Genomic DNA, 20,343 nt, shown 5'->3' with positions numbered 1-20,343 from the left:
CACTAAATTCAACTTTCTATTCGGCCTAAGCCATGGACCGCCAGAGCAGCGAACATAGCCTGCACCCCAATTCCGACTAAATGCACTTTGTCGAACCCAAACAGTATGGCCGGGAACATCTCCCAAAACTTACCTGTCTCAAGATCCAGATGCTGAACCAATAGAATGCCTATCCCAATTGAGAGAAACAGTTGGAAAAGTATGAATGCCGAGAAGACCGAAAACACAAGATTACACAATCGGTTGCTCAACAAAGGCATTGGAACCACTCTGGGATAGACCACTTTGGCTAAGAATGAAGGTAGCAATATCAAAAAACCGAGCCCCACAAGCGTACTGGTCCAGTCCGGCAATGTCTCTCTAATAGCCTGTATGGTTTGTAATTTTTCTTGCGGCGTCACCCCTTCCCCTCCAAATACCGCCGTCGCTTAACAAAGTAAGCAACCAATGAAACCGTTATGATGGGAATAAACATGATTTGGGCATAGCTCAGAAACGTACCCGGCATTCCTCCCGGTCCAAACGCGTGCAGTAAAGAGTTCTGATCCTGAAGCGATGCTCCCATGCTCCAAATGCTGAACTGGGCTCCAAACACATAGCTAAAGGCAAAACACAGCAAGGCAATCTGCAGCAGTGAAATTCCAACAGGACGAGCGCGGCGAGCTACGGCGACACCACACCACGCGCTAACACCAACAAAGAGAGCAAAGACCAGAATGAGCAGGCCCATCACCCCTTGCCCTCCAGATACCGCCGCTTGGCCTCTTCTTGTCGTCCAAAATCGCGCACCATGCCGTCAATCGCCACCTCGTCCGATTTATCGGCATAGCGGAACTCGCTATCGGCATAACGGTTGATCTCCTGGATCACCATGTCGACAGTGATCGGCACCCGCAGCTCCTCGATCATCGATTTCTTGGCGTCGTAATCGCGGAACAGGAACAGCTCGGGGTTCTCCATCCATTCATCCGGCAGCTCAAAATCCATCGCCCGCACCTTGACCGCGTCGGTGATGTTCTTGATCGCCCGGCCGGTAAACCGCTCATCCGCCTGCTGGATCATCTTCAGATAGCTGCCCAGCTTGGCGATGGTATCCAGCCCGCCGATCTGGCTCTCGGCGCGGTCGAACACGTTCATCAGCCCCGGTTCCTGCGGCTTGGCATGGGCCTCAAATGATTTGGCCACAGCCGCTTTGATCTCCTGCGCGGCAAACGGTTCGTGCTCGCCCAGCGGGATATTGTGGTTCTTGCCCATCAGCAGGTTCAGAATGTCCACATAATCGTCGCGCGTCTGCGGCCCATCCACCAGGAACCGCGCCCCGGCCCGCTGGCGCAGCGCATCGTCCACATTTTCCGGATAGTTCGAGAACATGCCAAAGGTGCAATTGCCCCGCACCACGGTATTGGCCCCGGCAAAACTCTCCATCAGCACCGCCGTGATCTCCAACTGCCCAGCCGAGGACTGCCGGTCGCCACGTTTACCCGCCAGCTGGTCGATGTCATCAATGGTGCCAAAGCCAATCGCACTGGGGTCGATGATCGAGTTGATGAACGCCTTGGCATTCTGCCCTGATTTACCCTGATAGCTGTCGATATTATCGGTGCTCAGGTTCTGATAGCGAAACGGATAGCCCGCCACCTGACAGTAGTCATTTACCAACCCCGCCATCATCTGGATCAGCGTGGTCTTACCAGTGCCCGGCTTGCCATCCCCCATAAAGGTAAAGATGAACCCGCCGAGTTCTGCAAAGGGGTTCAGGCGACGGTCAAAGTCATAGGCCATCAGCATTTTCGACAACTTCATCGCCTGATACTTGGCGATATGGTTGCCTACCACTTCGTTTGGCTTTTTGAACGTCATGGTCAGGGTGGTCGATTTCGCCTTGGCCGCAGGCTCAAAGCCGCGAATGGTCAGGTCGTCCGCCTCCACATGCCAGGCCGCGTCGGTAAACGGAGCCAATCGCGGCGCGTTCTGCGCCCGCAAGCTGACCTTCTCCATCAACTGTTCAGCGTAAGCTGCCACCGTGGCAATCAGCACCGCATCATCCGGCGCAAACTGCGCCAGCTTCTGATCCAGCTCCCACAGCGCACCGTGCAAGGCCAGTTGCGCATGATCCGTCAACAGTTCCTCGACATCGCCGACCTCAACCTGGGTCTCGCTGGCATGGGGTGCCAGCAAATAGGCCGAGGCATTGGCAAACACATGCGCCACCGCCAGCGCCTCTGCGGCCAGCAACTCACCAAACTCACCCTTACGGCCCGCATCCAAAGACCCAGCCAAATTGGCCCGCTTCAGCTCTGCCAGCCCCGAGGATTCGGAATAGGCCTCGCCCACCGCCAAGGAAATCGCCAGCGCACGCCGCAACACATGCTGCGCAGTGGCCTGCAAAGGCGAGGTCAGCGGATCATCGTCATCCGCCGCCTCGATCCGCGCCACCAGATGCACCCCCTCGGGCCGCGCGGTAGACCGCGTCACCAACCCCGGAGTGGTAGATCGAAACCGCCGCACCCGCGCGACACCGGGTGACCGCTCCGGCGCTGCGGCCTCAACCTTGGCTTTGGCAATTCTCGGCGTGTGATCAAACCCCTCAAGCATCAAAGCCGCAGCCGCGTAATGCTTCTGGATCTCATCCTCACGCAGTTCCATCTGATCGCTAGTCAAACTCATAATACCCTCACGTCCTGGCGCAGCAGCGCCTCAAATCTCTGACCCAACTTCATCTTTTCAAAAATACTCCCGCCGGAGGCCTAAAATCTAATACCGCAACACCTGCCCAGCATCGCTGACCACAAACTTGCGTACATCGCCAAATCCAGGCGGGTCCTGCTCGGCCAGCACCTGGAACGGACGCTGCGGCAGGATGATCGACCGCTGCGTCCGGGTCGCACCAGTATCCGCTCCACGTCCGCCAAAGGGATCCAGCGCAAAGACCTCGCGGTCCACCTTGCCAAACCAGCCTGACCGTTCCTGCCGCACATCCTCGCTGGTCAATTCTTCAACGGTCCAGGCCATCGCCCAGTCTTGCCCCGCGGGCGACTCTGCGTCCTCCAACACCCGGCGCAGTGGGCCGGACTGCTCGGTATAGGCCGAGGAATACATCGGCCCCACGTGATAGCGGCGCAGCCGTTTGGGGTGCAGGTCGTCAAAATCCTCGTCAAAGCCCTTGGCAATGGTCAGCAGCTTCAACCCCGCCAACCCCTGCGCCATCAGATGCGCCTGCACTTCGGGCCAGCGATACTGGTCCTTGGGCAGTGCGGTTTTACCGCTGTCCTCCAGCTCCATCAGATAAATCACCGGCAGGTTGACCTGACTGTCATAAGCCGCCCAATGCAGCAGGAACTTGCGCCGCTCGCTATCGGCCTTGCCAAGCCACTGGCATTCAGGGTCGTTCTGGGTCCAGAACAGATCACCCTTTAGCAGCTCCTGATAATACAGCCGCTGAGACAGCGCGAATTGCAGCTTGGTCGGCACCTCTTGATCGGCAATGATCCGGCGCACCATGTCGTCTTTTAGCTGCGCCTCGGACGGCATATTGGCCAAATGCCCCTCGGCCTGTTGCGCGTCATTGGCCATGGTCATCAGCTCAGCCGCCACCGGAAAGCCGCTGTCGCGGGTGTCCATCGCCAGCGAGCCAAAGAACCGCCCGGTATCGCGCCCCACCAGCAGGTATTTCATGGAGAGCGCGCGAAAGGTGAAATTCAGCCGCATCAGATAGCCGGTCAACGCCTTGACGTCATGCTTGCCCAGTGCCCCCTCGGCCTGCATCGTGCCAGCCACACGGGTCAGATGCTCGGTGATGATCTCAAACTTCTTGAAATACCGGCGCGAGGCGAAGGTGTCGCTGAGGCCGGTGTGGTCTTTTGCTGGATCAGTCATTGTTAGCGACCTTTTTCTCCCGATATACGTTCCAAATTCGAAAACAATGACCTTTGAAAAACTTCCGAATGGGGTCGAAAACAACCCCAACAAAAATCACAATGCCAGCAAGAACCAGCAAAAGTTGAAAGTACATCCCTAACTCAAAAATGCCCGTACTAAGAAAATCAAGGCGCGTAAAACGCGTCACTTTCTCCAAGCCAACTAGAATCAGAACGCAACCGAACACGCAAAGTGCAATTTTGTTCTTAGACATTGGTCGCTCCGACTTCATCCATACCGTTTGCAGCGCGGATAGCGCCTGCCCGCTCTACCAATATCGCCCCACCACTTCAGGCCAACGTCGCCGAACCAAGACGCCAAGTGCAGAGACCCCGACAAATAGCCCCCAGTATTTCAACGATTGCAGCGGTACATTCCAAAATGCGATCGCAACAAGAAACAGCAACCCATAAAGCCCTACAACAACACTCCAACTGCCCCATGTCGGCGCACGGCCGAAGAACAAGGCCAGAGTTGTGCCAACAACCGATGCTACACAAATCCAAAGTACTCTAAATAGGTGCTTCATCCCCCATACAGGTTCTTGTCATGCTTCTCGACAATCTTGGCAAAGCGGCGGGCAAAGCGTTCGTCGGCCTTGGCCTTCTTTTCCAGCACGTCGCGGGCAAACACCATGTGGTCCTCGTGGGCGTCCAGCATATCGGCCATTTTCTTGTTGGTCGCCGTCCCGATCGAGGCCATCGCGGTCTGCGCCTCTTGATCGGTCTTCACACCAATTTCATTGATCCGGTGCGCCACGTCCTGCTGCTGTGCGGTTTTCAACGACTTGGTCAGCGCATCATACAGCACCACCCGCTGCTGGGTGTCTGTCTGCAACTTGTTGATCAGCACCATCTGCGTCGCCGCTTGGTTTTGCAATGAATCGACCCAGGTCTTACCCTTCTCGATATAGCGCTCCAGCGTCTGGCTCTTGGCCAGCTTGACCTGCTCATCCTGCACCATGGCATTATAGCCCGCGTTCAGCTCTGCCAGTTCAGTCTCCAGCTTGGTGCGCGCCGCCGCGTCCTGCTCGACCGAGATCTTGCCCTCGAGCGCAATGATCTTGGGGTCCAGCGCCAGGATCTCGGCCCGCACGTTCTCCAGCTCCTGCACCGTGAACTCGCGCTCATCCAGCGTTTCGGTCAGGTTGACCTGAACCTTTTCCTTTTGCTCATCCAACACAGCCAGCTGGCCCTCTAGCAGTTTGACGATGGTGTCTGACTTGGCGATCAGATCCTGCAACTTGTCGTCGATGCTGGCGGTACGCATCCGCTCCTGACGCATAGAATCCGACTTGCCAGCGCTGAAAACACCGACAAAACTTTCCCAGCCGGTCTTGTTCCGCATCTCGTCAAAATCCTGCGAGAACGCCGAGGTCACGTCATCCAGACCCATGATCAGCTCAGCAATATTGCTGTTCATCACCTCGGTATGGGCGTGCACGTCCTCAAGCGTAGCGTTTTCGATATCGATGTCAGCCGCCTCGCCCGCCGAGATCTTGTCGCGCGCAGTTTCAATCCGAGAGGTCAGCGCCGCAATCTTGCTTTGCGACTCTTTTACTTTGCTCTCAGTCTCTTCGACCATGCTTTCAAAATTCGAAAACGACATAATTCTTTTTCCCTCCACGTAAATTCTTGCTCTTAACATAGGTATGTAAATTCAATTTACATCCCCTTGGGCGCCGTAAACCTCTAAAATTCAGGCAGAGTTTCGCAGACAAGCCCGGCAAATGAAAGGATGAAGACCTGCGAAAGCGCCCTAAGACCAAACAGGGACCGTCAGTTCAAGGGAATACCTGACTTGGCCCGCACCCACTCACCTTCGATGTTCCCCATGTTGGGAAATGAAAAGAAACCTCGCCCATCCGGCCGCGCTCTGTTCAAAAAGCCCCAGCACCGTTAGAATTTACCGTTGTCGTTCTTCCATTCACTCTGCGGCACGACCGTTTCTGTGGTGTCCCAATGCTCCACTATCCTTCCATTCTCGACCCGGAACAGATCGTAGAATGCCGAATGGGCACCGTGCATCAATCCCTCGCTGACACAGAGGACAAAACTGCCTTCGGCCAGAACACGGTGCACCTGCTGGTAATTGATATGCCTTTGGCCACCGTCGCCGGCGTTTAAGGCTGAACTGAGGCTCGCCGCTCCGTCAGCAATGCGAGGATTATGCTCGATGTATGACGTCTCATCGATAAATTCGCTCAGGCGCTCTACCTGTCCGGCAACCAAGACGGTGTCCACAAATGCCCGAACCAGCGCGCGGTTTTCTTCGGTCCGCCCCAGATCTGTCGCCTGTACTGGCCCATCCACCATGCTGTGGCCCGATGGGTTCAGATCCTGTCGTTCCTGAATGTTGTCCCAGTGCTCAACCGCTTGGCCATCCTGAAACCGGAAGACTTCGAAACAGATCTTCCGGCTCGCAAAGTCGTATTCCATATGAGCGAACACATAGTCCCCGTCCTCAAAGGCGCGCACCATATTGACCCGGGGGCCTGTTTTGGACAGCCGCTGGAACAGGTGCGCCAATCCTTCGCTGCCCTCATGGGTCTGCGGGTTGTGCTGAATGTACTTCGCTTCGTTGACAACCGCGATCGGACCAGGGTCGCCAGTCTCGATGCTCTTTAACAAGTCGCGGATTTTGTCTTTGTTGCTTTTGGTCATCGGGCAATGCTCCTGTTCAACGAAACAAGCCACAATATGGACTGCCTGACCATACCCCAAATACAGATCGTAAAGAGGCCAGGGCATGTCTGAGTGACACACCCTGGCCTCTGCTTCTGAACGCATTGCGCTTAGCGCAATGCTACGCCCAACGGGAGGAAACGCATCTTTGATGCGGGTTCGACGGGCGGGAGACCATCATCAGCGGGGTTTACCCCACCACGTTGAACTCAGGTCCGTAAGGATACTTGGTGACATTCTCGTTGTCGTCTTCGTGGATCACCAGGATATCATGCTCGCGGTAGCCGCCAGCACCCGGTTGACCCTCAGCAATGGTCAGCATCGGCTCCATCGAGATCACCATGCCGGGCTCCAGCACTGTGTCGATGTCCTCGCGCAGTTCCAGTCCCGCCTCGCGGCCGTAATAATGCGACAGCACACCAAACGAGTGGCCGTAGCCAAAGGTGCGGTATTGCAGCAGGTCGCGCTCTTCAAAGAAGGCGTTGATCTTGTGGGTGATCTCGGAACAGCTGGCACCGGGCTTCAGCAGCGAGATGCCATATTCATGGGCCGCCACATTGGCCTCCCAGATCTTCAGGCTGTCGGCGTCCACTTCGCCCACAAACAGGGTCCGTTCCAGCGCCGTGTAATAGCCCGAGATCATCGGGAAAGTGTTCAGCGACAGGATATCGCCACGCTGCAATTTACGGGCCGTGACCGGGTTATGGGCGCCGTCGGTGTTGATACCCGACTGGAACCAGACCCAGCTGTCGCGGTATTCGGCATCCGGGAACCGTTTGGCAATCTCCAGCTCCATCGCGTCACGACCAGCCATTGCGACGTCGATTTCACGTACGCCCTCGCGGATTGCATCGCGAATGGCAAAACCACCCACATCCGCCACCGCAGCGCCCTGACGGATCATCTCGATCTCGGCCTCGGACTTAGCCATCCGCTGCACCATGGTCGCCTCGTACAGGTCCACGGTGGATTTTGGATTGAGATAGGTGTCCAACTTGGCCTTTTGCAGCAGCGACAGGTGATCGCTTTCATAACCAACAACCGCATCAGCGCCCGCAACGGACAGAATCGCCCGCCAGTAGTTGTCGCGCTGCCAGTCGGTATAGGTGATGTTGTCGCCATAGCACCGGCGCCAGGGCTGGCCCGCGTCAATACCGGCCGAGATTGTCACGCAATCCGTCGCGGTGACAACCAGCCCATAGGGGCGGCCAAAAGCGCAATATGTGAAGCCCGAGTAATAGGAGATATTGTGCATCGAGGTGAAAACAGCAGCGGTAACGCCTTTGTCCACCATGATTTTGCGCAGACCCGCAACGCGGTCCGCATATTCACCTTGGGCAAATTGCAAAGGTGCTTTTTCACCATTGTGAAAACGATACATTTCAGGACGTGAAGTCATGTTCGACCCTTCCTTCTGACAAGAAAGGTCCCGGCGTTCAGGACGGTTATAAAGATAGAGGGCTGCATGAGATCCATGCGGCGACGCCATCGCCCGGCCCTTGGGCAGAAACTGCGGCGGATTTCTCCGCCGCGCAAGTGTTATTTTGTGACGATTGCTACCATTTCGCTGTCTGCGTCGCAAAGCGCATCAATGACGTCGAAATGATGCTTCGCCGGATCAATGACGTGATCGCAGCTCCAGGCTTCGGCCAGCCAGCGTGCCTGATCCAGGAAAGACGGCCGCTCCTTTGCGCCAACCCAGACGGTCACCGTGGCCTCATGGCGATCCTGCATCAGAACCGGGCTTTCAGCTGCGGCGGCCCTGTCATCCATTTTGAACTTTTCGTTCATCGAGGTTTGCAACAACGGTCTTAGGTCTGACACGGGCGAGATTGGCATCACGCTGCGCAGCCGGTCAGCCACCTCAGCTGGTAACAGGCCCTTGTCCAGCATCCGGGCCACCAAATGGCCGCCTGCGGAATGCCCTGCCAGAGAAATCGGACCCGCGACCTCGGCGGCGATCCGGGTCACTGCCGTTGCAACCTGAAGGGTGATATCGCCAATCGATACATCCGGGCACAGATCATACGATGGCATCGCAACGGCCCAGCCCTGCGCCAGTGCACCGGCAGCCAGGTGCGACCAGCTGGACTTATCAAACTGCAGCCAATAGCCGCCGTGGACAAAGACAAACACCCCCTTGGGCGTACCCTCGGGCAGGAACAGATCAAATGTGTTCCGCGCACCTGGGCCATAAGCGATATCCAACCTGGCACGCGCTCCCAGACCCTCACGAAAGCCCTGCGCCTGAGCCGCCCAGCGTGGCGGAAAGGTGTCAGCGCCGTCGATATAGGCCCCGTTGGAATATGCGTCGTCGAGGTTCATGCGAATTTCCTTAATATGTTAACTAGTCTATCTGGACTTACCGGTCTTGCTGGACAAGTGTAATGCTAAATGCTTTTCATCGGCGAGCGAAATTTCCGGAGGCCTCCATGCTTGATACCATCACCGATCTTCATTCTCTTCTGCGGGATCCCAGCCTGCTGGAAACGCGCGCCTACATCGGCGGTCAATTTGTCGATGGCGACACCACCTTTGAGGTAACAAACCCTGCCCGTGGTGACGTGATCGCCACTGTTGCCGATGTCTCGCGGGCGCAGGTTGCCGGTGCCATTGCTCAGGCTGAAGCGGCCCAAAAGGACTGGGCCAAGTGGACTGGTAAGGAACGCGCAAACGTGCTGCGCAAATGGTACGATCTGATGATGGCAAATCAGGAAGACCTGGCCGTTATCCTGACAGCCGAGATGGGCAAGCCATTGACCGAGGCCCGCGGCGAGATCGCCTATGGCGCGTCGTTCATCGAGTTCTTTGCCGAAGAGGCCAAGCGCATCTATGGCGAGACCATCCCCGGTCACCAGCGCGACAAGCGGATCACCGTATTGAAACAGCCCATCGGTGTTGCTGCCTCGATCACGCCGTGGAACTTCCCCAACGCGATGATCACCCGCAAGGCCGGACCCGCACTGGCGGCCGGCTGTGCCTTTGTCGCCCGCCCTGCGGAACTGACCCCATTGTCGGCCACCGCGATTGCCGTGCTGGCGGATCGCGCAGGCATCCCGGCAGGTGTGTTCAGTGTTGTGCCCTCGTCCAATGCCTCGGAAACCGGGCTGGAGTTCTGCGAAAACAACGCAGTGCGTAAACTGACCTTTACCGGCTCAACCGAGGTGGGCCGTATCCTGATGCGTCAGGCGGCTGATACGGTGATGAAGTGCTCGATGGAACTGGGCGGCAACGCGCCGTTCATCGTGTTCGACGACGCTGACATCGACGCCGCCGTCGAAGGCGCCATCATGTGCAAATTCCGCAACAACGGCCAGACCTGTGTGTGCGCCAACCGGATCTATGTGCAGGCCGGCGTCTATGACGAGTTCGCTGCCAAGCTGAAGGCTGCCGTTGAAAAGATGAATATCGGCGACGGCTTGGATGACGGCATCCACTTTGGCCCGCTGATCAACGCCAAGGCTGTGACCAAGGTGCAGGATCACATCGCCGACGCCACCGCCAAAGGCGCCAAGGTCATTCTGGGCGGCAAGCCTTCTGAACTGGGCGGCACCTTCTTTCAGCCAACCATCGTCACCGGCGCCACCACAGATATGCTGTTCAGCTCGGATGAGACCTTTGGCCCACTGGCGCCGCTGTTCAAATTTGAGGATGAAGACGAGGTCATCGCGCTGGCCAATGACACCATCTTTGGTCTGGCCTCCTACTTTTACGCCAAAGATCTAAGCCGCGTCTACAAAGTGGCCGAGGAGCTGGAATACGGTATCGTTGGCGTTAACACCGGCATCATCTCAACCGAGGTGGCCCCGTTTGGTGGCGTCAAACAATCGGGTCTGGGCCGCGAGGGCAGCCACCATGGCATCGAGGACTATCTGGAGATGAAATACATCTGCATGTCAGTCTAAATCAGAAGCCTTTCGGCGGGGTTATTCAAGTCCCGCCGAAAGCTGCAAGGCAAATTGTTCTATCGTGCGTTTCCATGCGTTGAGCTCAACCGCCGTAAGATCCGACGCCAGCTCCTCAGTCAGCACCTGAAGAATAATACGCATCACGCTTTCGACCTGATGCGATGTTATACCCATCTTCACATGCATTGCCCTTAATTCGGTCATCCGTTCTTCAGCTGCATCTCCCGTTTGGGGTGTCTTCATTGTCTCGATCAAGATCGAAACAAACCCCTCTTTTTGCTGTGAAACTTCGTCTTCCATGAAGTCACGAGTGGCGGGGACCTGATCAAACATCTCGGCATAAACCCGTGCTGAAAGCAGTGCCTTTTTTTGAAAAACCTTACTAAAACACGATGTTATTATTTCTTTGTCGTTACATTTCAATCTCTGAATACTCACATCTTGAGGCAAAGCGGTCATGAAGAAGATAAACCTAAAAAGATACATATTGAAAGTATGTTTTAATATGCGCCCATGGCAGCTGCCAGCATCCAGCCGACGCATGAAAAATTGGCCATTTTTTACAAATTCGTCCCCAGTCTCGGCGCGTCACTCATTTTTTTCGCGCCTTCACCAAGGAACTGGCATCGGGCTGCGTTACAATTTACGTAATGCGTATGACGGTAGATGATCAGCAACTGGCTGCGGCAGCGGCGACAGGCGACTCCGAGGCTTTCTCGGCCCTGCTGGCGCGCCACTATGATCGTGTCTTTGGCCTGGCCTTTCGGATGACCGGCCAGCGCGCCGAAGCTGAGGATCTGACCCAGGACATCTGCGCCGCGCTGCCCGACAAAATGGCACATTATCAGCCCAGCGCCCGCTTTAGCACCTGGCTGTACCGGGTGGTGGTCAATGCTGCACACGACCGTCGCCGCCGCGCAGCCACCCGCAGTAAGGCGGCCAGTGGCTGGGGTGATTGGGAGGTTGATCGACAGGCCGCCATCGCCGACACCAACACCCAGCTTGACTGGCTGACCCGCGCCATGCGCGCCCTGCCGGACGATTTGCGCGACACACTGGCGCTGATACTGGACGATGTAACCCATGCCGACGCTGCCGAAATCCTTGGCGTCTCGCCCGGCACTGTCAGCTGGCGGGTATCCGAGGCCAAGAAACATCTACGCGCCCTAAAACAACAGGAGGACGCATCATGAGCGACCCCTTTGATGATTTTGAAGATCTGAAAACCGCACTGCGCGCCGCCACCCCGACGCCCGATGTCACACGCAAGGCAGAAAATATCGCCCTGGCGGAAAATAACTTTGCCCGCCGCCAAGAAAGTGCTGAGCAGGCCCGTTTCACCTCTGATCGCCCGAAAAAGGGCCTCTTCAGAGGAGTGTTTTCCATGTTCAAAGCCATTTCCACCCGTCAGGCGCTGACCGCGTCAACTGCCCTGGTTGCCATTGGCCTGTTTGTCTATCTGCCCGCGTTGCAGAAGGGACCAGAGGGGCTGGTTAACCTGCCGCCTGAACCCATCGCCGTTACCGAAGCCACCACAGAAGTTGATTCAATTGTCGGAGTGCTTGGCAGCGATGGACGTGCCCGGATGCAGGCCTCTGGTGAGGCCGAAGAGGCGAATGTCGCACCACTGGAAGCCCCGGTTATGGCCGAGCTGGCAGATATGGCGGCACCACTTGGTCAGCTCTCAGGCGCAGCCCCGTCACCCTCGGTCATGGCCAGACCTGCTGCCACTGCCAAACTGGAACAACGTAGTCTGATCCCACCGCTTCAGGGATATGCCGACGACAGCCAAATGCGGGTCGAACCAGACACCGAAGCCTATCCGGATGCAGAGCCAAACCCGCTGAAAATCACCACCGAAGAGCCTGTCTCAACGTTTTCCATCGATGTCGACACCGCCTCGTATGCGATCCTGCGCTCCAGTCTGAATGCTGGCCGTCTGCCCACAGCAGACCAGGTGCGGATCGAGGAAATGGTGAACTATTTCCCTTATGATTACGCCGCCCCATTGGACAATGCACCGTTTTCTACTCGTGCCACGGTAATCGCCACCCCGTGGAACCCGGAAACACGGCTAGTGCACATCGCGCTACAGGGCGAGAAACCGGCGCTGGACACGCGTCCGCCGCTGAACCTGGTGTTCCTGATTGATACGTCGGGCAGCATGGATGCCCCCAACAAACTGCCCCTGCTCAAGCAGAGCTTCCAGTTGATGCTGGCCCAGCTGCGCCCCGAAGACAAGGTCGCCATTGTGACCTATGCCGGGTCCGCCGGGCAGGTGCTTGACCCCACCCCAGCCAGTGACCGCGCAACCATCATGGCCGCCCTTGATAAGCTGGACGCCGGTGGCTCAACCGCAGGACAGGCTGGGTTACAGCAGGCCTATGCCACAGCTGAATCCATGTCGGATGACGGTGATATCAGCCGGATCATTCTGGCCACAGATGGTGATTTCAATGTCGGCATCTATGACCCGGATGAGCTCAAGGATTTTATCGCCAAGAAGCGCGAAACCGGGACCTATCTGTCGGTCTTGGGCTTTGGTCGTGGCAATCTGGACGACGCTACCATGCAGGCACTGGCGCAGACCGGCAACGGTCAGGCCGCCTATATCGACACTCTGTCGGAAGCGCAGAAAACACTGGTGGATCAACTCAGTGGCGCCCTGTTTCCAATTGCCAATGACGTTAAAATCCAGGTCGAGTTCAATCCGGCCCAGATCGCCGAGTACCGGTTGATTGGCTATGAAACCCGCGCACTGAAGCGTGAGGATTTCAACAACGACCGCATTGATGCCGGCGAAATCGGCGCAGGCCACGCCGTGACCGCGATATATGAGGTCACCCCCGTTGGCAGCCCTGCCCAGCTGAGTGACCCGCTGCGCTATCAGCCCGCGGAAGTGACCGCGACCAGCGAAGAATACGGTTTCCTGCGGCTGCGCTACAAACGCCCCGGCGAAGACACCAGCGCATTGATTGAAACCCCGATCCTGCCCGGTGGCGAAGCGACACCAGACATGCAATTCGCCAGTGCCATTGCCGGCTTTGGTCAACTACTGCAAAACAGCCCCTATCTGGGCGGTTGGTCCTACACCCAGGCCATTGATCTGGCCAATGGGGCCAAAGGCGATGACGCCTTTGGATACCGTGCGCAGGCGGTGCAACTGATGCGTCTGGCCGACAGTCTCAGCCAATAGGCCAACATCTCCCCTCACAACGAGAAATCCCCTTGGCGGGCGACCAAGGGGATCCAGTTCCGGTTAACTAGGGAAAGAAGTTTAGCCGGTCCTTACACGATCTCTGGCAGAAGATCGGTCTACAGCGTTTCCAGTCCTCGGAATATCGGTTTTCACGCCCTCTCGCCAAAGAGCTGATTACAAAAGCCGATGATACTACTCCACAGGAACTGGAACCGCGTTAGTTAACTGATTTAGCTTCTACCAGATTAGACTTAGCGCTCTTTGAAGAAATCTCAATACGCCGGGGTTTCAGGGCCTCGGGCACTTCGCGCTGCAGGTCGATGTGCAACATGCCATCTGAATGGCTGGCACCGGTAACCCGCACATGATCGGCCAGGGTAAAGCGGCGTTCAAAGGCACGGTTGGCAATGCCGCGATGCAGATAACTGCGTTCACTTTCCTCCGGAGCTTTCTTGGCGGTTACAATCAGCCCGTTCTCTTTAACTTCCACATTCAGGTCCGCCTCGCCAAACCCGGCCACAGCAATGGAAATCCGGTAGGCATCGGCGTCTGTTTTTTCGATGTTGTAAGGGGGGTAACTGGGCTGCGCCACATCCGCATTTAACGTCCGGTCCATCAGGTCCGCGATCTGGTCAAAGCCAATAGAAGCACGGTGCAGGGGGGCAAAATCAAAACTACGCATAATTCATCCTCATTCAGAGCGATATAGGGTGCGCCTTCCCAAGTTGGGACAGGCATCTCGTCACCGGACCCCATCAGTGGCGATCCGGATGAGACTGAGATAATTACCCTATTTCGCCTTTCAAGAGGGGTCAGCCACCAGGCCGGATGAATTTAGCACCCCGCCGCCCCACGTCCTCCCAGCCCCAAAGGTCCTCACGGTCAGAGAGTTCTTACAAGCTGGTGTTTTCAGCTGCGGTGGCTCCGGCCAAAACCATCGCCGCAGCTGTAGCAATAGCCCGTAGAAGCGTGTTTATTGTCTGATGAACTTTGCGCCTGTGTCATTGCGGCCTTCGCCAACCGTCACCCGTCCCACGCCGGGCGGCAACCGGCTGCCTACCTGAACCTCGGCCAACTGGGACCGCAACAGGTCCAACTCCTCGGCCAGTGCCGACCCAAGCGAGACCTGTTCGCCATCCACCTCAGCCTTGGCTGAAACAACCGACACAATCCGCGGGGTGCCTTCGTCAAAGGAAAACACCGGCGCACCGGATGAGCCGAAATCAACATCGCAAGACATCACAAGCACCCCCTGCTGGCGCGCCATCACCGCGCACACTTCTTGCAAGGACGGGGCCTCGGCACGGTCATGCGCATAAGAGACAACTCCGATTCGCGCGCCTTTACGCGGCCGAATATCTGTTTCAAACGGCGTCACGGTGGTGTTGCGAATGGGGCGTTGCAATTGCAGCAGGGCGATATCATTGCGTACCCGCTCGGTCGATACCTGACCGTCGTAGGTATAATCCGGGTGCACTGCAGCCCGGCGCACTGTGCGATAGGCCGAGGCACGCCCATTGCGCCAACCGGCCAGAAACTCGATGGTTTCCGGGCGAAGTTGCGCCTTGGTATCGCTGTCATACAGGCAATGTGCGGCGGTCAACACCAGATCAGGGGCAATCAGCGCACCTGTGCAAAACCCATCCCCATTGACATCCAACCGGCCCACGGCCTCCCATTGGCGTCCCGCATCGGTGGTATCCATTCGCATCAGACGACTGTCCTGTGCAGCCACCATCAAAGGTACCAAACTCATGACACATGCTATCACCAATTGTCGCAAACATTCACCTCCGCCGCTCTGTGAAACGCAGGCTAGAGGCGTCTCACGGCAAAATTACGGCAAAGCGGGGATGAGTACAGGTGATTCCTGCATTTTGCACTGTGTTGCGTCAGCGCAGTTGTGGAATTGCCGGTGCGCGCTTACCCGGCTGCGTCAATGCAGGCGGCTGCGGCCCGCCTGTCGCCCAGTCCAGCAGCTCAACCGTGTGCAGGATCGGCACCTCGGTCCCGGACCCGATCTGCATCATGCAGCCGATGTTGCCAGCCGCGATCAGATCCGGCGCCTTTGCTTCCAGCGTCTGGACCTTACGCGCCTTCAACTGCCCGGAAATCTCGGGCTGCAACAGGTTGTATGTCCCGGCCGAGCCACAACACAGATGGCTGTCCGCCGGTTCGACCACTTTGAACCCGGCCCGTTTCAACAGGGTCTTGGGGTGGGTCTTGATCTGCTGCCCGTGCTGCAGCGAACAGGCCGCGTGATAGGCTACTGTCAGACCCTTGTCCGCGCCCATCGGCAGGTCCAGTTGCATCAGCAATTCGGACACATCCATCGCCCGTGCCGACACCCGCGCCGCATCCGCCGCCAGCGGGTCATTGCGGAACATATGACCGTAATCCTTGACCGTGGTGCCACAACCCGAGGTGTTGATAACAATCGCATCCAGCCCCGCGCCATCCATTTCCGCCGACCAGGCCCGAATGTTTTGGGCCGCCGAGGCGTGGCTCTCATCCTCGCGCCCCATGTGATGGGTCAGCGCCCCACAGCAGCCCGCACCCTTGGCCACCACGACCTCGCAGCCCATGCGGGTCAGCAGTCGAATGGTGGCGTCGTTGATATCGGTGTTCAGCGCCTTCTGGGCACAGCCGGTCATCAGCGCCACCCGTTTCTTGACCGGCTCAGCAGCTGCAAAGCTTTGCGGATCATCATTGCGACTGACCGGAAGGATCTGCCTCGGCGCCATCTCCAGCATCGCCTTGAGCCGCGGATCCGGCATTAGATTGCGCAAGGGTCGCGCCATCTTGGCCCCCAACAATGCCAACCGAAACCGCCCAGGATAGGGCAAGACTCGCGCCAGGATCCAACGCAGGGCACGATCACTGAAGGGACGCTTATAGTTCGCCTCGATATAGGCGCGCGCATGATCCACCAGATGCATGTAGTGCACGCCGCTTGGGCAGGTGGTCATGCAGGCCAGACAGGACAAACACCGATCTATATGCTTGACCGTTTTTTCATCCGGAACCCGCTCGTTCTCCAGCATGTCCTTGATCAGATAGATCCGCCCACGCGGGCTGTCCAACTCATCGCCCAGCACCAGATAGGTGGGACAGGTGGCCGTACAAAACCCGCAATGCACACAAGAGCGCAGGATGTCGTTGGAACGCGCAACAGCAGGGTCGCTCAACTGGTCTTTGGTAAAAGTCGTTTGCATGCGCCTATCCCATCAGTCCGGCATTCAGGATCCCTCGGGGATCAAATTTCGCCCGCAACCCGGCGGAAATGGCCGCCAATGGCGCCGGCTGTGGCTGAAACCGTGACCGTGTCTCGGCGCTACCACGCACCAGCGTCGCATGCCCCGGCACCGTCATCCGCGCCCTCAGGTCCACACCGGCTGGGGCCAAGGCCCAGATCAACCCACCGCCCCAATCAAACTGCAGCGCATCCGCCTGCAGCGCGTCCGCCAATGCCACAGCATCCGACGGCTGAACCGAGATCCGCCAGACATCGCCCTCGCGCCCCTCAAAGGCAGTAACGTCGCGAATACCGCGCCACAGCTGCGCGCCACCGTCCACCTGTTGCGCCTTACCAAACCGTGCCAATTCCGACACCAGCCGCCCGGCCCGATACGCGACCGAACCCGCAAACCCTTCGACCCGGATATAGGCACCGCGGGTGGCAGGGTCATATGCCGCCCCCGTCACATCATAAGGCGAGCCCAATGCTGCTGACATCCCCTGAACCGCCACCCCAAGATCAACATTGCCAACACGCACGGTTGCCTCTGCCTCAGGTATGGGCAGCACTTTGAACGAAACCTCGCTCAGCACCCCCAGAGTGCCATGCGCCCCCGCCATCAGCTTGACCAAATCATAGCCGGTGACATTCTTCATCACCCGGCCACCGTTCTTGACCACCTGCCCCATGCCATCAACAAACCGTACGCCCAGCAGGAAGTCCCGCGCCGCGCCACACTGAATGCGCCGAGGGCCGGATACATTCGCCGCAAACACCCCGCCAATTGTCGGGTTGCCATCGGTCCCCATCAGCCCACGATGGTCCATCGGTTCAAACGCCAACCGCTGACCACTCTCTGCCAACAGCGCCTCGATCTCAGCCACCGGCGTTGCCGCCCGCGCCACCATCGTCAACGCACCCGGTTCATACAGCTCAATCCCAGTCAAACCACAGGTGCTTAGCGCCTGCCCTGCCACATCAAATCCACGGGTGCCCCCTCCACGGATCGCCAACGGAGCCTCTGCCCCAGCAATCATCTCCGCCAACTCAAGCTCTGTCTCAGGTGTCATCATCATCTTTTTCCAAATACTCCGGGGGAGTCCGCAGGACGGGGGCAGCGCCCCCTTTTTCTACTCAGCCGCCACAGGGACAAGGCGCCGCCCCTCAGTCACTGACAGGGGAAACACTTTTGCCGGGTTCAACAGCCACTGCGGGTCAAACACATCCTTGACCTTCAACTGCGCCTCCAGATCCGCAGGCTCATATTGATGCAGCATCAGATCCCGCTTCTCGACCCCGACACCATGCTCTCCAGTCAGACATCCCCCCGCCTCAACACAAAGCTTCAGGATATCGGCGCCAAACGCTTCACAGAGCTCCAGATCCCCCGGCTTGTTGGCATCAAACAAGATCAAAGGGTGCATATTGCCGTCGCCGGCATGGAACACATTTGCCACATCCAGCCCATATTGCTTGGACATCTCGCCAATCCGGCGCAGCACCATCGGCAGTTCTGTCACCGGGATGGTCCCATCCAGACACATGTAGTCATTGATCTGACCCATCGCCCCAAAGGCCGATTTGCGACCCAACCAGATCCGCCCGGCCTCGTCGGCATCCCGGGCCTCGCGCAGCTCAACCGGATTGTGCGAGCGGGCAATATCTGTGATCAGTTTCAACTGGTGGTCAATCTCGGCCTCGCTGCCCTCAACCTCGATGATCAACAGAGCTTCGCACATGGGGTAGCCCGCTTTGGCAAAGGCCTCGCAGGCCTCAATACAAGGCCGGTCCATAAACTCGATCGCCACTGGCAGAACACCTGCCTTGATGATGTCACTGACACAGGCCCCGGCGACCTCATTGCTGTCATAGCCAATCAACACCGGTCGCGCGCCTTCGGGCTTGCGCAGGATCCGCAGGGTCGCTTCGGTCACGACCCCCAACTGGCCCTCACTGCCGCAGATCACCCCCAGCAGATCCAGCCCGCCCGCATCCAGATGCGCGCCGCCGATCTCAACCACGGTGCCATCCATCATCACCAGGGTCACCCCCATCAGGTTATTGGTGGTCACCCCGTATTTCAGGCAATGCGCACCGCCTGAGTTCATCGCGATATTGCCGGCAATTGCACAGGCCAGTTGCGACGAGGGGTCCGGCGCATAAAAGAAATCCTCTTCTTCGACCGCCCCTGAGACACTCAGATTGGTGCGCCCGGTCTGCACCCGGATCACCCGGTTGTCATAGTCCGTCTCCAGCACCGCGTTCATCCGCGCCACGCCCAAAATGACCGAATCCGCCGTCGGCAATGCCCCGCCCGCCAGCGAGGTCCCTGCCCCACGCGGCACCACCGGCACGCCCATCTGATGACAGATGCGCAGCACCGCTGACACCTCTTGCGTCGTGCGCGGCAGCACCGCCAAAAGCGGCGGACAACGGTAGGCCGTCAGCGCGTCACACTCATAGGCGCGGGTTTCTGCCTCATCCTGGATCAATGCATCCTGTGGCAACAGTGCCGACAGCTTGGCGACCAAATCGGCTTTGCGCGCCAAAATGGCTGGGTTCGGGACTGGCATCTCCATTGCGGGCTCTCCTTTTTGGTAAATTAATATTACCAATCTATAGCCGCTGGCAAGAACCAAAATGTCACGTTAGGGTGCGCCATGATCTGGACCGAACGACTGACCCTGTTTTCCGCCCTTGACCTGGCTGCCCTTGCCCTGCTGATCGGCAGTTGGTTCTGGATCGGCTGGCGCATTGAATCCCCGAAACCCGAGCGCCCTTCGGTCTCGGTTCTGATGGAAGATTTCAGGCGGTGCTGGATGCATCAGATGGTGACGCGTGAGCCACGGGTGTTTGACGCGCAACTGATTGGCAGCCTGCGCCAGGGGGCGACCTTTTTCGCCTCTGCCGCGATGATTGCCATTGGCGGCGGCTTGGCCCTGATCGGCAATACCGATCAGCTGGAAGGCGTGGCCAGCGATCTTACGCTTGATAAAACCCCAGCCTTTGTCTGGGAGATCAAGATCTTGCTGGTACTGATGTTTCTGGCCAATGCGTTTTTGAAATATGTCTGGGCGCATCGGCTATTCGGATATTGCTCGGTGTTGATGGCCGCGGTTCCAAACAAATCCGAGGCCGATCTGTCTTACCCGCGCGCCGCGCAGGCGGCCGAAATCAGCATCACCGCCGCCCGCAGTTTCAATCGCGGCATGCGCTCGACTTACTTTGCTCTGACGGCGGTCGCCTGGCTGGCTGGGGCCGTGCCGCTGATCGCCGCAACCCTGGTGACAGTGGCAATGCTCTATCGGCGCGAGTTTGCGTCGCAGTCACGCGTCATTCTGATGCAGTGCCCCCCTGACACGACTTTGTGACACCACGTCATGCCATCAGTGCCTA

19 protein-coding genes are annotated in these 20,343 nt (G+C 57.8%); 4 read left to right on the top strand and 15 right to left on the bottom strand.

The genetic code is table 11. From position 1 onward, the window contains the following. Nucleotides 1–8 precede the first annotated feature (8 nt). The 9 genes from EBB79_RS00670 to EBB79_RS00630 all read right to left on the bottom strand — a co-directional run bounded on the left by EBB79_RS00670 (nucleotide 9) and on the right by EBB79_RS00630 (nucleotide 8,927). Nucleotides 9–401: a hypothetical protein gene (locus EBB79_RS00670; protein WP_127746991.1), complete on the bottom strand. Its 393-nt coding sequence runs from the start codon at nucleotides 399–401 to the stop codon at nucleotides 9–11. Then, nucleotides 398–730 carry a hypothetical protein gene (locus EBB79_RS00665; protein ID WP_127746990.1) on the bottom strand — a complete coding sequence of 111 codons (333 nt, stop codon included), beginning with the start codon at nucleotides 728–730 and terminating at the stop codon, nucleotides 398–400. The genes EBB79_RS00670 and EBB79_RS00665 overlap by 4 nt, the downstream gene beginning before the upstream one ends. Continuing rightward, complete coding sequence (locus tag EBB79_RS00660) at nucleotides 730–2,667, bottom strand: AAA family ATPase (protein ID WP_127746989.1); 1,938 nt, start codon at nucleotides 2,665–2,667, stop codon at nucleotides 730–732. Before EBB79_RS00660 ends, EBB79_RS00665 begins: the two co-directional genes overlap by 1 nt. A gap of 87 nt (nucleotides 2,668–2,754) precedes the next feature. After that, nucleotides 2,755–3,876, bottom strand: coding sequence for a hypothetical protein (locus EBB79_RS00655; protein WP_127746988.1), 1,122 nt, complete (start codon nucleotides 3,874–3,876; stop codon nucleotides 2,755–2,757). After that, nucleotides 3,869–4,132 (bottom strand): hypothetical protein, encoded by a 264-nt coding sequence (locus tag EBB79_RS00650; RefSeq protein ID WP_127746987.1) that lies wholly within the window; start codon nucleotides 4,130–4,132, stop codon nucleotides 3,869–3,871. The genes EBB79_RS00655 and EBB79_RS00650 overlap by 8 nt, the downstream gene beginning before the upstream one ends. A gap of 311 nt (nucleotides 4,133–4,443) precedes the next feature. Next, entirely contained in the window at nucleotides 4,444–5,526 is a 1,083-nt protein-coding gene (locus EBB79_RS00645) for a coiled-coil domain-containing protein (protein ID WP_127746986.1), read from the bottom strand. A 290-nt stretch (nucleotides 5,527–5,816) separates the two neighbouring features. Then, nucleotides 5,817–6,581 (bottom strand): nuclear transport factor 2 family protein, encoded by a 765-nt coding sequence (locus tag EBB79_RS00640; RefSeq protein WP_127746985.1) that lies wholly within the window; start codon nucleotides 6,579–6,581, stop codon nucleotides 5,817–5,819. Between the two features lie 211 nt (nucleotides 6,582–6,792). Further along, entirely contained in the window at nucleotides 6,793–8,001 is a 1,209-nt protein-coding gene (locus EBB79_RS00635) for a M24 family metallopeptidase (protein ID WP_127746984.1), read from the bottom strand. Nucleotides 8,002–8,141: 140 nt separating this feature from the next. Then, complete coding sequence (locus EBB79_RS00630) at nucleotides 8,142–8,927, bottom strand: alpha/beta hydrolase (protein ID WP_127746983.1); 786 nt, start codon at nucleotides 8,925–8,927, stop codon at nucleotides 8,142–8,144. Nucleotides 8,928–9,034: 107 nt separating this feature from the next. Here EBB79_RS00630 and EBB79_RS00625 point away from each other — a divergent pair, with 107 nt between their 5' ends. Beyond that, a complete protein-coding gene (locus tag EBB79_RS00625; RefSeq protein WP_127746982.1) occupies nucleotides 9,035–10,507 on the top strand; it encodes an NAD-dependent succinate-semialdehyde dehydrogenase in 1,473 nt (490 codons plus the stop codon). Nucleotides 10,508–10,528: 21 nt separating this feature from the next. On the opposite strand, the gene EBB79_RS00620 is transcribed toward EBB79_RS00625, so the two are convergent. Next, on the bottom strand, nucleotides 10,529–11,053 hold the full coding sequence (locus EBB79_RS00620) for a globin (protein WP_127746981.1): 525 nt from the start codon (nucleotides 11,051–11,053) through the stop codon (nucleotides 10,529–10,531). Between the two features lie 113 nt (nucleotides 11,054–11,166). Here EBB79_RS00620 and EBB79_RS00615 point away from each other — a divergent pair, with 113 nt between their 5' ends. Beyond that, a complete protein-coding gene (locus tag EBB79_RS00615; protein WP_127746980.1) occupies nucleotides 11,167–11,703 on the top strand; it encodes an RNA polymerase sigma factor in 537 nt (178 codons plus the stop codon). Continuing rightward, the gene (locus EBB79_RS00610; RefSeq protein ID WP_127746979.1) at nucleotides 11,700–13,706 is read left to right on the top strand and encodes a vWA domain-containing protein; all 2,007 of its coding nucleotides are present in this window, start codon (nucleotides 11,700–11,702) and stop codon (nucleotides 13,704–13,706) included. Before EBB79_RS00615 ends, EBB79_RS00610 begins: the two co-directional genes overlap by 4 nt. 220 nt (nucleotides 13,707–13,926) lie before the next feature. Here EBB79_RS00610 and EBB79_RS00605 read toward each other — a convergent pair whose 3' ends face one another. The 5 genes from EBB79_RS00605 to EBB79_RS00585 all read right to left on the bottom strand — a co-directional run bounded on the left by EBB79_RS00605 (nucleotide 13,927) and on the right by EBB79_RS00585 (nucleotide 19,526). After that, nucleotides 13,927–14,391 carry an Hsp20 family protein gene (locus EBB79_RS00605; protein WP_127746978.1) on the bottom strand — a complete coding sequence of 155 codons (465 nt, stop codon included), beginning with the start codon at nucleotides 14,389–14,391 and terminating at the stop codon, nucleotides 13,927–13,929. Between the two features lie 291 nt (nucleotides 14,392–14,682). Then, the gene (locus EBB79_RS00600; protein WP_127746977.1) at nucleotides 14,683–15,465 is read right to left on the bottom strand and encodes a trypsin-like serine peptidase; all 783 of its coding nucleotides are present in this window, start codon (nucleotides 15,463–15,465) and stop codon (nucleotides 14,683–14,685) included. A gap of 136 nt (nucleotides 15,466–15,601) precedes the next feature. Beyond that, complete coding sequence (glcF, locus tag EBB79_RS00595) at nucleotides 15,602–16,924, bottom strand: glycolate oxidase subunit GlcF (RefSeq protein WP_127746976.1); 1,323 nt, start codon at nucleotides 16,922–16,924, stop codon at nucleotides 15,602–15,604. Nucleotides 16,925–16,928: 4 nt separating this feature from the next. Continuing rightward, on the bottom strand, nucleotides 16,929–18,017 hold the full coding sequence (locus tag EBB79_RS00590; protein ID WP_177627849.1) for an FAD-binding protein: 1,089 nt from the start codon (nucleotides 18,015–18,017) through the stop codon (nucleotides 16,929–16,931). A 60-nt stretch (nucleotides 18,018–18,077) separates the two neighbouring features. Further along, nucleotides 18,078–19,526 carry an FAD-linked oxidase C-terminal domain-containing protein gene (locus EBB79_RS00585; protein ID WP_127746974.1) on the bottom strand — a complete coding sequence of 483 codons (1,449 nt, stop codon included), beginning with the start codon at nucleotides 19,524–19,526 and terminating at the stop codon, nucleotides 18,078–18,080. An 81-nt stretch (nucleotides 19,527–19,607) separates the two neighbouring features. On the opposite strand from EBB79_RS00585, the gene EBB79_RS00580 reads away from it, so the two are divergent. Continuing rightward, nucleotides 19,608–20,318, top strand: a complete 711-nt coding sequence (locus EBB79_RS00580) for a DUF599 domain-containing protein (RefSeq protein ID WP_127746973.1) — start codon at nucleotides 19,608–19,610, stop codon at nucleotides 20,316–20,318. Nucleotides 20,319–20,343 lie beyond the last annotated feature (25 nt).

The sequence above is a fragment of the Parasedimentitalea marina genome, from assembly GCF_004006175.1.
Lineage (GTDB): Bacteria > Pseudomonadota > Alphaproteobacteria > Rhodobacterales > Rhodobacteraceae > Parasedimentitalea > Parasedimentitalea marina.
Note: the sequence above shows the minus strand (reverse complement) of the source record. Positions and strands in the feature narration are given on the sequence as shown.